Below are 12,743 nucleotides of genomic sequence, written 5' to 3'. Positions count from 1 at the left end.
ACAATTACTGGGTGATGCCCAGCTTTTTGCAGCCAGCGGCATATTCACCCGTGCAGACTTCGGCAGGCGTCTGAATCTTCTTGTCGAAGATTTCAGCCTTGATGTTTTCTGCCGTCACCACAGCCGGAATGAACAGCTGCGAGGGTGTGTCGTACAGCGTGGTCTTGGCTTCCGGCTTTTCGCCCTTCAGAAACTGAACGGTGACTTTGGCCGCCGCCGCCGCAACAATTTCCGATGGCTTGGAAATCGTGTTGTACTGATCGCCGGAAATGATCAGCTGAAGTGCTGCAATGGTCGCATCATTGCCGGTAACGGGTGGCACCGGATTAACGCCAGCCGCCTTGAAGGCCGCAATCGCACCGCCGCCTGTGCCGTCATTGGCGGCAACAACGCCCTTGATGTCTGCGCCAAAACGGGTGATTTGGCCAGCCGCCCATTCCTGCGCCTTTGGTGGTGCCCATTCTGGTGTGTCAAATTCTGCCAAGGTCTTGTAGCCGGAATCCTTCAGGCCTTTATGAACACCATCGCGGATCAGACCAGCGGCGGCATCGGTGGGCGAACCGTTAATTTGAAGAATGCCAGAACCTTGTGGTACGCCCTTGGCCTTCAGGTGCTCCACCAAAGACTTGGCAATAGCCTCGCCAATGCCAGCGTTGTCGAAGGACACGTAATAATCTGCTGCTTTCTTTGGAATAGGACGGTCATAGGCAATCACCTTCACATCCTGCGACTGCGCCAGCTCCACCAGTGCTGCGGCAGCGGACGAATCCACCGGGTCCAGCACAATCGCCTTTGCGCCTTGCGCAATCACCGAGTTGAATTGCTGTTGCTGAAGTGCGGTATCGCCATTGGCGTTTTGGTAAATCACCGTGCATCCGGCGCACAGCTTGGCCATTTCTGCCTTGAAGCCCGGAAAATCGTGGTTTTCATAGCGTGTCGATGCCTGATCGGGCATCAGAAACGCAACCGTTGCCTTCTCCTGCGCCAAGGCAGAGCCTGCAAACATGGCAGCGGCAGCAACCGACACCATCATCATGGAATGAAATTTCATAGCTTCCTCCTCTAGAACCCAAAACCAGTATCGAGAGACGCGTGCCGATGAAGACCGTCATCACGGCACAAAGAGCGCACGATGATGCGACAACAATCCTGAATTGCTTGAACGCCTCCCGGTCAACCCTCCAAAGCCAACCAACTTCATCGATTGAGCAACGATGCTCAATCGATGACGCAAGAATTGCCATCTTCTGACTTTGATGTCAAGTTGGGTTTCAACGGGAGGCGCTTGTGAATCAGAAAAAAACTGCCAAGAAGACGACGATCTATGATCTGGCCGAGCTTGCGGGCACATCCGCCAGCGCTGTGAGTGCTGTTTTGAACGGCAATTGGAAAAAGCGCCGGATCAGCGCCCAACTGGCGGAAAAAATCAGACGGATCGCTGAGGAGCAAGGCTATGCGCTGAACATGCAGGCCAGCCTGCTGCGCCGGGAAAAATCCCAGATCATCGGCATGATCGTCCCTAAGTATGACAACCGTTATTTTGGCTCGATCGTAGAGACCTTCGAGGACATGGCGCGCTCGCGCGGCCTTTTCCCGATTATCACCTGCACGCGACGTGACCCGGAGCTTGAAGTAGAGGCCGCACGTACTCTGCTGTCCTATCAAGTGGAATGGCTGGTTTCGACCGGAGCAACCAACCCTGACCGGATCACCGAAATATGCACGTCTGCCGGCGCGCGCAGCATTAATCTCGACCTGCCGGGAACAGCAGCACCTTCCGTTATTTCGGATAATTTTGCAGGGGCGCGGGAATTGACCCGTCGTATTCTAAAAAATTCCCACAGCAAGACCGGCAAGGCCGCTCCCCTGCTGTTCGTTGGCGGGCGCGCCACTGATCACAACACCTTGGAGCGGGTGCGCGGTTTTCGGGCAGCCCATCAGGATATGGGCGTTCCGATCGATGAACGCCACATACTCACCTGCGGATACGCCCCGGAAAAAGCAGAAAAAGCTTTGCAAACACTGGCGATGGTTGAAGGCGAAATTCCGGGCGGAATGTTTGTAAACTCCACCATATCTTTGGAAGGCGTCATGCAGTGGCTCAAGACCTCCGGCTATGTCGCGGATCGGCTACCAGCGATAGGCTGTTTCGACTGGGATCCCTTTGTGGCGCTTTTGGGTGGCGACATCGAAATGGTGCGTCAGGATGTCGATGGCATGCTCAAGGCGGTTTTTGAGATTATCGATACAGGAATATCACAGACTACATTCATTGAGGTGCCGCCGTTATTCGCTGGGCAAGCAAATTCGCAGGCGGAAATCACCCCTTAAACTCTGAACTGACCGACTGCCCGGATACCGCTCGATCTGCCACACTAGCACACCTGTACGAGTTGACCTTACGCCGCCTATGCCGCTGAAGTCACGCCGGGCTGGGGCAGAGCGAAAGGATCTAGCGATGAGAACACTCAAAATCGGATTGATTGCTGCAATTGGCATGGCATTCGCGATATCAAGCGCCTCGGCCTCAATTCCGCGTCTCGCTTCACCATCAGAGGCTCAGCATTCAGCAAAACCTGCCATGGTTCAGACAGCCAGCTTTGCGCAAGGGTGCCACGACCCCAATTATTCATGGTATGAATACAGTGGTTGGGAAGCAATCGGATGCCTGGTCAGCGGTCAGTGGCCCTGAATTATTCGTACTGAACAACGCGCTCGCCCTACCCATGGTTTGGCGGGCCGTTTGCGTTGATTGCATGCCTAACTGGGGGCATTAACGGCCTTTCTTCAATATCAAAACGAATATGCGTTAGGTCGATTACGGTCCGCCGCGAGGAGAAAAAATGAAAGTTACGATCATTGCCGCAGCCTTGCTTTTTAACGCCACGGCACTTGCGCAAGCGGCATCGTGCGAGAATAATTTCAAAGTGAGCGGCGTCCCCATGGTCACCGCATTAAGCTATCGCTCGTGGCAGGAATACCCCACAGCCAATTCCGCGGTTGTTCTGAAAAAGCTGGCTCAGGCCGTGGCGGCGGAAGGCTTTTCCGGCATAAAGGTCAACAAGGAATTGTCGTCTATTGACGCTTTCCAGGAAACCAGTGGGAGTGGCCGGATTCAGACCCTGCGGGTTGTCGCGCGTCAGAAAGGGGCAGGCGTCAGGGTCGATGCTGTCTTTGATATCCAGCCCGGTCAACTCACCAGCAAGGACGTTGTGCGTACAGGCATCTGCAAAATTATCGATTCAGCCATCTGACGACTATCACAGTTGCTCAGATATCTTGACGTTCATGCTGTCTGGCGTTTTGACGACTGCCCCCATAAGGGGGCAGCAGCTTCGCTGATCTCGTCGTGGAGCATCAACTGGTTGTTCATGTTCACGTCGAGGCTCAAAGTGGAAACGGCGGCTGACCCGAAAGCGAAGATCAGGTGCGCGGTTGCGTCAGCGCCAGGACGACAGTCAATGCGGCCAGGGCGGCGGTCAGGGTCAAGGGTCCCGCAGCGCCATAATGATCGACGACATAGCCGCCGACAACCGCGCCAATCGTGATCGCGACCTGGAAAGAAACGACCATCAGGCTGCCCGCTGCCTCCAGGGCGTCAGGTGCGCTGCGCGATAGGTTGGTCGGCAGCACCACGGGTGCCATGCCGAAGGCAAAGCCCCAAAGCGTCACAAGGCTGAAGGCAACGCCGACATAACTGCCCCAAAGCACCAAGGCGAGCGCCGCAGATGCCATCAGCGCGGCGGTGACAGCGAGTGCCATATGAATACTGGCGTCCGCCATCCGGCCACCCGCAACGTTACCGATCACCGAGGCAACGCCAAACCCGAGAAGTGCCAGGGCAATCGGTCCGGTTTCAAGCAGGGTCACCTGTTCAAGGAAAGGACGGACATAAACCGAGCCGGCAAAATGTCCCGTCATCAACAAAAGGATGGCCAACATTCCAAGTTGAACGCCACGCCGCCGCGTCAGCCGGAAAACATCAGAGAGACTGTTGCTTGTGCTTGCAGGCAGCGTCGGCAAGCAGATTACCTGTAGCAACATGGCAATTGCAGCAAGTCCCGCCGTCATCGACATGGCGCTGCGCCAGCCCAGCCAATCGCTGATCAAAGCGCCTATCGATGGCGCGGCTATCGTTGCGAGTGAGACGCCGAGCGTGACGATCGCCATGCCCCGTCCTGTTGCATTGGTCCCAACCAACCTGGCGACGACGGCAACCGAAAGCGCCCAGAAGCCGCTGAGGGCAATGCCGAGGCCTGCTCGACCGAGCATCAATAGCCAAAAGTCCGTCGCCACCGCTGCAAGAATATTGGAGCCGATTGCCAACGCACTAAGGCCGACCAACACTGTCTTGCGGTTTAATCTGCCGATCAGGACATTGCTCAATAGGGCCGTGATGGCCCCCACGAAAGCCGTGGCAGTCACGACCTGTCCGGCTGTTCCCTCGCTGATCCCAAGATCACGGGCCATTGGCGTCAGCAAGCCTGCTGGCAGGAACTCAGCCGACACCAGTGCAAAACTGGTGGCCGCCATCGAAAGGACGGCAAACCAGGTGGCAGGGCTCCACGCAACCGGCTCAGCGGTATCGAGGTCTATATCCGCGCTGTTAAATTGTGATGTTCTGTCCGTCATTGACGTATCTCCTGAATCCAGAAGCACTTCATAGACGAAAGATTTGGGATTATATGTAGCTTAAAATCCGAAAACCATGTCCGTTCGTCCGGAAACTGTGCGGCGCACAACGCCCGGGGAGACCGTGGTAATACGTTTGAAAGCGCGGGCGAAAGACGCCTCGGATTCATAGCCCAGGCGAGATGCAACCTCGGCAACCGACATGCCACCTTGCCCCAACAACTCACGGGCAAGCTGCATGCGCAGGCGGGCGAGATAGCGTGCCGCGCCTTCTCCTAAAATAGCGCTGAAGCGTTCGGCAAAGATCGAGCGCGATTGGCCCGCGACACCGGCAAGGCTTTCAAGCGTCCAGTTATGGCCCGGATCGCGGTGCATGGCGGCCAATACACGACCAAGATGAGGGTCGCGGATGGCGGCGAGCCAGCCGGTGGTTGCGGCTCCACTGCAATTGACCCAACAGCGGATAAGCCGCGCAACGAGCAAGTCAGCCATACGCGACAGGATCGTCGCGCTGCCCATCTGAGGCTGCGAAGCCTCTGCCGTCATAGCCGCCAGCAGGGGGCCAATAACCGGGTCATTGCCAGCGACATCGCAGCCCTTGATGATTGGCGGCATCAAAGCGATCAAAGGATCAAGGGCATATGCGCTCAAAGCCATGGAACCGCAAAAAAGGGTGCTGGTCGCCCCGGTTCCTTCCCGCACCAGTTCGCAAACCTTGCTGCTCAACCTTTTTATCTGACAGCTCTTGAGCGAGTCGCCTTCAACATCCGGCGCGCTTGCCAATCGATGTGCGATACCTTGCGGCAGTAGCACCAGATCCCCATCATGCAATTCCTGCCACCCTTGGGCTTCGGTATGAATCCAGCATGGACCTTTGCTGATAAAGTGAAACCGAAGCAGCTGTTGATGCGGCAGGGCGATGCTCCACGGATGTCGCAGTTCACAGCGCCCATAATTGACCCCACTCAAGCGAAAGTCCTGTAGAACTTCACTTAGCGCATCCATTGGGATATTTGACGGCGACAACCGTTGAGACGAATGATCAGACATTACCCAATTTTAGGCATCAAACGTCTGGCGCGCAAGTACGAAGTTTTATGAATTCGAGTGTGATCTCCGACTGTAGCACCCTCTCTCATTCCAGTCAGCCAATGGATTGAGGCCCACAAGTCCAATAGGCCAAGTCCGACAGACCCAGTCCGATAGACGAAGGGTATCCGCCCCTCGATAGTTTATATCTTTTCAAGACCTTCCGTTCGCGAATGAATAGACGCCCGGCCTCTCTAAAGCAGATCAATCGTCACTTTGGGATGCAGTTCGCGAAACCGCGGCAGTGTTGGCGCGATTACGTGCAAACCGCTCGGCAGCGACGCCGCAATTTGCAAGGTGCCAGACGGCTCTGCCCGTCCGGCTTTCGCACCTGTTCGATTTCTTCGGCATCGCACGACAACTGAAGCGCACGGTCATGCAGATCGCGTCCTTCGGCCATGAGTGTCAACGATCGTGTCGTGCGGTTGAAAAGCGACTGCATTTTTCCTGGGGAGAGCTATCCGTTCGGCGGTATAGTTGTTGACGAAATTTCAGCCTCGTATACCATATTTAGTGTTCGAGGTTCTTTCGATTCTCATTACGAATCGAAAGCTAAGACGGGAATACGGTGCGCCGGACCAGAGATGGTCGGGTAATTCCGAAGCTGCCCCCGCAACTGTAAGCGGCGAGCATCTGTCCAGTGAAAGCCACTGAAGCATCATGCTTCGGGAAGGCAAGGATGGATGTAACGACCCGCGAGCCAGGAGACCTGCCTCAAACGAAAACGTCCACGGGCGGGGTGCCCGGAAGGTCGCGTGACGGCAAGCGATATGATGTCGCTTGTCCGCGTTTCCTTGCCGACAATCCGTCAAAACACTTCGGGGTGAAGGCATGCGTGATTTTTCCTGTAACGGTCCGGCATTTAAACGAAGACGGTCGCTGAAGAGCGTCTGAGCTCCTGTCATTCTCCCACTCAATGTCCAGAAACGAGCGTCGGCAACGGCGTCTTCGGAGGCCTTTCTGCGGCCAGAAATCAAAACCCAACGAGGATATGATGACCATCACCGTTTACAGCAAACCTGCCTGTGTCCAGTGCAACGCAACCACCCGCGCGCTCGATCGCCAGGGTCTCGACTACCGCATCATCGACATTTCCGTCGATGAGGACGCCTATGCCAAGGTTCAAGGTCTTGGCTATCGGCAGGTTCCCGTCGTCATCGCTGGCGATACCCATTGGGCGGGTTTTCGTCCCGACATGATCAACGCGCTGGCATGAGGGTCTGGCGATGGGGCTGATTGTCTATTTTTCCAGCAGATCGGAAAACACCCATCGCTTTGTCGGCAAGCTTGGCTTGCGTGCGTCTCGTATCCCCGTCAGCCCAAGGAGCGGCAATCCGTCGATCAATGAACCTTACGTTCTGATCGTGCCAACCTATTCGGGTGACGATGGCAAAGGAGCCGTTCCAAAACAGGTCATCCGCTTCCTCAACGATGCGGACAACCGCTCTCATCTCCGGGGCGTGATCGCCGCGGGCAATACTAATTTCGGCGAGACGTTCTGTCTCGCCGGCGATGTGATCTCACAGAAATGTCGAGTGCCGTACCTTTACAGGTTCGAATTGCTCGGCACGGACGAGGATGTCGCCAATGTCAAATATGGGATGGAACGATTTTGGACGTCACAACTTTCGAGCGCCCTTTGAAGGCGGACGAACAGGCGCTGGATTATCACGCGCTGAACGCCATGCTAAACCTCTACGATGAGGATGGTAAAATCCAACTCGATAAGGACGCTCTGGCGGCAAAGCAGTATTTCTTGCAGCACGTCAACCAGAACACCGTCTTCTTCCATAATCTGCGGGAGAAGCTCGATTACCTCGTGGACGAAGGCTACTATGAGCAGGCGGTGTTGGATCAGTATGCGTTCAACTTCGTCCGCGATCTTTTCGACCATGCCTATGCGAGGAAGTTTCGCTTTCCGACCTTTCTCGGCGCCTTCAAATATTACACCAGCTACACACTGAAGACCTTCGACGGAAAGCGCTATCTGGAGCGCTACGAAGACCGGATCTGCATGGTGGCGTTGACGTTGGCGCAGGGCAATGAGGCTTTGGCACGTGACATGGTCGACGAGATTATCTCCGGCCGCTTCCAGCCGGCGACGCCGACCTTTCTCAATGCCGGCAAGAAGCAACGCGGCGAACTGGTCTCCTGCTTCCTGCTGCGCATGGAAGACAATATGGAAAGCATCGCCCGTGGCATCAACTCGGCACTGCAACTTTCCAAGCGTGGGGGTGGGGTCGCGTTATCCCTGACCAATATCCGCGAGGCAGGCGCACCGATCAAGCAAATCGAGAACCAGTCCTCGGGCGTCATCCCGGTGATGAAGCTGCTGGAGGACAGTTTTTCCTATGCCAACCAGCTCGGTGCGCGCCAGGGGGCAGGGGCTGTCTACCTGAATGCCCATCATCCGGATATCATGCGCTTCCTCGATACCAAGCGTGAAAACGCCGACGAGAAGATCAGGATCAAAACGCTGTCGCTCGGTGTGGTGGTCCCCGACATCACCTTTGAATTGGCGAAGAACAACGAGGATATGTACCTGTTCTCACCCTACGACGTGGAACGTGTCTACGGCGTCGCGTTTTCAGAAATCTCGGTCACGGAAAAATACCGCGAGATGGTCGCCGACAGCCGCATTCGCAAGAAGAAGATCAAGGCGCGTGATTTCTTCCAGGTTCTTGCCGAAATCCAGTTCGAGAGCGGCTATCCATATATCATGTTCGAGGACACGGTGAACCGCGCCAACCCGATTGCCGGCCGCATCTCGATGAGCAATCTCTGCTCGGAAATCCTACAGGTGAGCGACGTCAGCACTTACAATGACGACCTGTCCTACAAGACCATGGGTAAGGACATCTCCTGCAATCTCGGGTCCTTGAACATCGCAGCGGTGATGGATTCCTCGGACTTCGGCAGGACCATCGAGACCGCGATCCGGGCGCTGACCGCCGTGTCCGACATGAGCCATATCTCGTCGGTTCCCTCGATCGAGAGAGGCAATGACGATAGCCACGCCATCGGCCTTGGCCAGATGAACCTGCATGGCTATCTCGCACGCGAACGCATCTTCTACGGATCGGAAGAGGGCATCGATTTCACCAACATGTATTTCTACACGGTGACCTATCACGCGATTCGTGCATCTAACCGGATCGCCGTCGAACGCGGCACGAGCTTCAAGGGCTTCGAGAACTCGAAATATGCGTCTGGCGAGTATTTCGACAAATATACGCAAACCGAATGGCTTCCAGCGACCAGGCGCGTCGCAGAGCTATTCGAAACGGCCGGAATCACGATCCCGACACAGGAAGACTGGTTGGCGCTGAAAGAGGTGGTGATGACGTCCGGCCTTTATAACCAGAACCTTCAGGCTGTGCCACCGACGGGGTCGATCTCCTACATCAACCATTCGACATCCTCGATCCATCCGATCGTCTCGAAGATCGAGATCCGCAAGGAAGGCAAGATCGGCCGCGTCTACTATCCGGCCGCCTTCATGAGCAATGATAACCTTGATTACTATCAGGACGCCTATGAGATCGGACCTGAGAAAATCATAGACACTTATGCGGCCGCCACCCAGCATGTGGATCAGGGTCTTTCGCTGACGCTGTTTTTCCGTGACACCGCAACGACCCGCGACATCAATCGGGCGCAAATCTACGCCTGGAAGAAGGGCATCAAGACCATCTATTACATTCGCCTTCGCCAGATGGCGCTGACCGGCACGCAAGTGCAGGGCTGCGTATCCTGCGCGCTGTGAGATCGAGATATCACATGAACATACAGATGAAGACCAACACTCCGACGCAAACCAAGCTGGTGCGTGCGATCAACTGGAACCGCATCGACGACGACAAGGACCTGGAGGTCTGGAACAGGCTGACCGGCAATTTCTGGCTGCCGGAGAAGGTGCCGTTGTCAAACGACATCCCATCCTGGGCGGCGTTGAAGCCGGAGGAACAGCAGTTGACCATCCGCGTCTTCACGGGACTGACCCTGCTCGATACCATACAGACGAGTATCGGTGCGCCAACGCTGATGGAGGATTGCATCACGCCGCATGAGGAGGCGGTCTATTCGAACATCTCCTTCATGGAGGCGGTGCATGCCCGTTCCTATTCCTCGATCTTCTCGACCCTGTGTTCGACGTCCGACGTGGATGATGCCTATCGCTGGTCTGAAGAAAACGAGTTTCTCCAGAAGAAGTCGGCGCTGATCCTCGAACACTATCGCAATCCTGACCCGCTGAAACGCAAGATCGCCAGTGTGTTCCTGGAAAGCTTCCTGTTTTACTCCGGCTTCTATCTGCCGATGTTTTGGTCGAGCCGCGCCAGGCTCACCAACACGGCAGACATGATCCGTCTCATCATCCGCGACGAGGCTGTACATGGCTATTACATCGGCTACAAGTTTCAGCGTGGTCTCGAGCCCTTAAGCGAGGAGCAGCGGCAGGAAACCAAGGACTTCGCCTTCGATCTGCTGCTTGAGCTCTACGACAACGAGGCCAAATACACCGAGGCGCTCTATGACGGTGTCGGACTGACAGAGGACGTCAAAAAATTTCTGCATTACAACGCGAACAAGGCGCTGATGAACCTCGGCTACGAGGCTCTGTTTCCGCCGGAGGCCTGCAAGGTCAATCCGGCAATCCTGTCGGCACTCTCGCCGAATGCCGACGAGAATCATGATTTCTTTTCCGGCTCAGGCTCTTCCTATGTCATCGGCAAGGCAGTTGCGACTGAGGACGAGGACTGGGATTTTTAAGCACAGTACAGCCTGATATTTTACGCCTTCTCTCGACTATCAACCATGGGGTCGTAGGTGCGATCCCCTCAAGGCTGCACCCGAGATGTCGATCAGACATTTACGATATTGGCGTGCAGATGAATGCAGAAGGGCTTTGACGGCATTTCACGTTTGACGTTGGTCACCAGATCCAAAGCCATTTGGCCTTCAAATTACAACCGAGCCGGGCTGCGATCAATCACCACGGGACCACCGTGCGGTGCCGTCAGCCCGGCTCGTCTGATACGGCCAGGACAGCGTCCAATAGACCCGGAAATCGCTCATCGATCTCTTCGCGGCGCAGCTCGTTCAAGTGCGTTGGTCCATCTGTGCGGGTAAAAACCAGGCCGCCCTCTCTCAAGACTTTAAAGTGGTGGGACATGCTGGACTTCGGCCGGCCCCCATCCAGTGCAGAGCATGTGGCCTGTCCCTCATTTGAAAGCTGACGCACGACACCAAGCCGTACAGGGTCGCTGAGGGCGTAGAGCACCTGGGTGAGAGTAACGTCTTTCAAAGCGGGATGTGGGATGGCGCGCATGGTTCATTCTAGCATCACAATGTCTTGTTGCAAAGTTCGATTGTAATCGAACTATCGAAAACATATATGTGCATTTATAACGATCAATTGGAGTCTCCATGTCATCCTTGTTTACCCCTTTCACACTCAAAGGCATAACACTGCGAAATCGCATTGCGGTATCGCCGATGTGCCAGTATTCGGCCGAGGACGGCATTATCAATGACTGGCATCACGTCCATCTGGCTGGACTCGCGCACGGCGGGGCAGGTTTGGTGGTCGCTGAGGCGACAGCAGTATCGCCAGAAGGCCGTATCACCCCCGGATGCGCAGGCATCTGGAGCGATGAGCAGATTGAGCCTTGGAAAAAAGCGGTGCATTTGATGAAGGCAGCAGGTGCCGTTCCCGGGATTCAGATCGGACACGCAGGCCGCAAAGCGAGCGCCAATCGTCCATGGGAGGGAGACGACCATATTTCCGGGTCTGATCCGCGTGGCTGGGAAACGCTGGCGCCATCCGCCATTGCGTTCGGAGCAAATCTTGGCAAGGTGCCGCAGGCCATGACCCTTGCCGATATCGAGCGTATCAAGGCAGACTTTGTCTCTGCGGCGAAGCGGGCGCTGGCCGCTGGCTTTGAATGGCTTGAGCTTCACTTTGCTCATGGCTATCTCGGACAAAGCTTCTTTTCGACCTGGTCTAATAAGCGCACAGACAATTATGGCGGTGACTTTGACGGACGAGCCAGATTTCTGCTCGAAACGCTCGCTGCTGTTCGCGATGTCTGGCCCGAACATTTACCGCTTGCCGCTCGCTTTGGCGTGACCGAATTCGACGGTTCGAACGACCTGGAAGAGGGGATCGAAATGGTTCGCCGCTTCAAGGCTGGCGGCCTCGACATTATTGATGTCAGCATTGGCTTCTCCACGCCGACCGCGAATATTCCGTGGGGGCCTGCTTTCATGGGGCCGATCGCCCAACGGGTACGGCGTGAGGTTGGACTTCCCGCCACCACGAGCTGGTTCATCAGCGAGCCAAAGCAGGCCGATGCACTAATCGCAGACGATTTTGTAGATATGGTGTCGCTTGGCCGCCCGCTGCTTGCCAACAGCCATTGGCCTTATCAAGCGGCGCTTGAGCTAGGTATCGACAAGCCGTCCTGGACACTTCCCGCACCATATGCTCACTGGCTGGAACGCTACAGAACGGCCTGAATCTGAAGAGACCGTCGCAACAGAATAACCACCGCGATTAAGGAAACCGCGGTGGTTACAGTTTGTAATCTCTGCAAAAAATGGCGCGATAGAAAAGAGCGGCAATCTTTGCGACAGAGGCTCTCTGCTTCTGTCGCAAAGCCCAATCATGCCGGATGACTTGCCAATATTATGGGCCATGCCCCAAAAGAACATAAATCAGCGACTTAGTTAATAAAACGAGGTCTCTAACAGTCTGTTCAAGAATTGCTGCTGGTCTGGCGAAAATGGTGATTTTGAGAACCGGAACGGAGCGTACTTAGCGTACGTGAGTACAAGCATTCCAGGAAAAGTGCGAAGCAGTTTTTCGTTTGGAAATGCGATTGCATCATTCAAGCGCAGAAATTGCCATTTGCAGACGGCCAGCGGCGGACTGTAAGGTCCGAATCTTTTTGGGACCTGTGCTCTTCACGTCGAGGAATACAGAATAACTCGCGGCTATGGTGAACGGCCAGCGGGTATCG

Annotated in this window: 11 protein-coding genes, 1 pseudogene and 1 riboswitch; of the genes and pseudogenes, 7 read left to right on the top strand and 5 right to left on the bottom strand. The window is 55.5% G+C overall.

Features of this window, described 5'->3' with window-relative positions; translation table 11 throughout:
• Positions 1–4: 4 nt before the first annotated feature.
• On the bottom strand, positions 5–1,051 hold the full coding sequence (locus AVCG78_RS23770) for an ABC transporter substrate-binding protein (RefSeq protein ID WP_071203422.1): 1,047 nt from the start codon (positions 1,049–1,051) through the stop codon (positions 5–7).
• 236 nt (positions 1,052–1,287) lie between these two features.
• Here AVCG78_RS23770 and AVCG78_RS23765 point away from each other — a divergent pair, with 236 nt between their 5' ends.
• Positions 1,288–2,331, top strand: a complete 1,044-nt coding sequence (locus tag AVCG78_RS23765; protein WP_071203423.1) for a LacI family DNA-binding transcriptional regulator — start codon at positions 1,288–1,290, stop codon at positions 2,329–2,331.
• A 512-nt stretch (positions 2,332–2,843) separates the two neighbouring features.
• The gene (locus AVCG78_RS23760; protein WP_071203424.1) at positions 2,844–3,254 is read left to right on the top strand and encodes a hypothetical protein; all 411 of its coding nucleotides are present in this window, start codon (positions 2,844–2,846) and stop codon (positions 3,252–3,254) included.
• A 169-nt stretch (positions 3,255–3,423) separates the two neighbouring features.
• On the opposite strand, the gene AVCG78_RS23755 is transcribed toward AVCG78_RS23760, so the two are convergent.
• The 3 genes and pseudogenes from AVCG78_RS23755 to AVCG78_RS23745 form a co-directional block, all read right to left on the bottom strand.
• On the bottom strand, positions 3,424–4,632 hold the full coding sequence (locus AVCG78_RS23755; RefSeq protein ID WP_071584809.1) for an MFS transporter: 1,209 nt from the start codon (positions 4,630–4,632) through the stop codon (positions 3,424–3,426).
• A gap of 60 nt (positions 4,633–4,692) precedes the next feature.
• Complete coding sequence (locus tag AVCG78_RS23750) at positions 4,693–5,682, bottom strand: AraC family transcriptional regulator (protein WP_071203426.1); 990 nt, start codon at positions 5,680–5,682, stop codon at positions 4,693–4,695.
• A 239-nt stretch (positions 5,683–5,921) separates the two neighbouring features.
• Positions 5,922–6,157, bottom strand: a pseudogene (locus AVCG78_RS23745) (LysR family transcriptional regulator); the annotation flags it as partial.
• Between the two features lie 67 nt (positions 6,158–6,224).
• A riboswitch (cobalamin riboswitch) is annotated at positions 6,225–6,452 on the top strand.
• A 263-nt stretch (positions 6,453–6,715) separates the two neighbouring features.
• Here AVCG78_RS23745 and nrdH point away from each other — a divergent pair.
• From nrdH to nrdF, 4 genes are read left to right on the top strand one after another with little or no spacing between them, the layout of a single operon-like run.
• A complete protein-coding gene (gene nrdH / locus AVCG78_RS23740) occupies positions 6,716–6,937 on the top strand; it encodes a glutaredoxin-like protein NrdH (RefSeq protein WP_070148374.1) in 222 nt (73 codons plus the stop codon).
• Positions 6,938–6,947: 10 nt separating this feature from the next.
• Positions 6,948–7,364, top strand: a complete 417-nt coding sequence (nrdI, locus tag AVCG78_RS23735; protein WP_071203428.1) for a class Ib ribonucleoside-diphosphate reductase assembly flavoprotein NrdI — start codon at positions 6,948–6,950, stop codon at positions 7,362–7,364.
• A gap of 41 nt (positions 7,365–7,405) precedes the next feature.
• Positions 7,406–9,487, top strand: coding sequence for a class 1b ribonucleoside-diphosphate reductase subunit alpha (gene nrdE / locus AVCG78_RS23730; protein ID WP_234891504.1), 2,082 nt, complete (start codon positions 7,406–7,408; stop codon positions 9,485–9,487).
• Between the two features lie 14 nt (positions 9,488–9,501).
• Positions 9,502–10,491, top strand: a complete 990-nt coding sequence (gene nrdF / locus AVCG78_RS23725) for a class 1b ribonucleoside-diphosphate reductase subunit beta (protein ID WP_071203430.1) — start codon at positions 9,502–9,504, stop codon at positions 10,489–10,491.
• A gap of 247 nt (positions 10,492–10,738) precedes the next feature.
• Here the strand turns inward: nrdF and AVCG78_RS23720 are convergent, their stop codons facing one another.
• Positions 10,739–11,050: an ArsR/SmtB family transcription factor gene (locus tag AVCG78_RS23720; protein ID WP_060717738.1), complete on the bottom strand. Its 312-nt coding sequence runs from the start codon at positions 11,048–11,050 to the stop codon at positions 10,739–10,741.
• Between the two features lie 98 nt (positions 11,051–11,148).
• Here AVCG78_RS23720 and AVCG78_RS23715 point away from each other — a divergent pair, with 98 nt between their 5' ends.
• Positions 11,149–12,240: an NADH:flavin oxidoreductase/NADH oxidase gene (locus AVCG78_RS23715; RefSeq protein WP_071203431.1), complete on the top strand. Its 1,092-nt coding sequence runs from the start codon at positions 11,149–11,151 to the stop codon at positions 12,238–12,240.
• Positions 12,241–12,743 lie beyond the last annotated feature (503 nt).

The organism is Gillisella vitis (assembly GCF_021559775.1).
Classification (GTDB): Bacteria; Pseudomonadota; Alphaproteobacteria; order Rhizobiales; family Rhizobiaceae; genus Allorhizobium; species Allorhizobium ampelinum.
Note: the sequence above shows the minus strand (reverse complement) of the source record. Positions and strands in the feature narration are given on the sequence as shown.

Bases quoted from the DNA above. Each gene is read 5' to 3' on its own strand.
- nrdI (WP_071203428.1), top strand. From the start codon at position 6,948: ATGGGGCTGATTGTCTATTTTTCCAGCAGATCGGAAAACACCCATCGC.
- AVCG78_RS23755 (WP_071584809.1), bottom strand. From the start codon at position 4,632: ATGACGGACAGAACATCACAATTTAACAGCGCGGATATAGACCTCGAT.
- nrdH (WP_070148374.1), top strand. From the start codon at position 6,716: ATGACCATCACCGTTTACAGCAAACCTGCCTGTGTCCAGTGCAACGCA.
- nrdF (WP_071203430.1), top strand. From the start codon at position 9,502: ATGAACATACAGATGAAGACCAACACTCCGACGCAAACCAAGCTGGTG.
- AVCG78_RS23715 (WP_071203431.1), top strand. From the start codon at position 11,149: ATGTCATCCTTGTTTACCCCTTTCACACTCAAAGGCATAACACTGCGA.
- AVCG78_RS23720 (WP_060717738.1), bottom strand. From the start codon at position 11,050: ATGCGCGCCATCCCACATCCCGCTTTGAAAGACGTTACTCTCACCCAG.
- nrdE (WP_234891504.1), top strand. From the start codon at position 7,406: ATGCTAAACCTCTACGATGAGGATGGTAAAATCCAACTCGATAAGGAC.
- AVCG78_RS23760 (WP_071203424.1), top strand. From the start codon at position 2,844: ATGAAAGTTACGATCATTGCCGCAGCCTTGCTTTTTAACGCCACGGCA.
- AVCG78_RS23750 (WP_071203426.1), bottom strand. From the start codon at position 5,682: ATGTCTGATCATTCGTCTCAACGGTTGTCGCCGTCAAATATCCCAATG.
- AVCG78_RS23770 (WP_071203422.1), bottom strand. From the start codon at position 1,051: ATGAAATTTCATTCCATGATGATGGTGTCGGTTGCTGCCGCTGCCATG.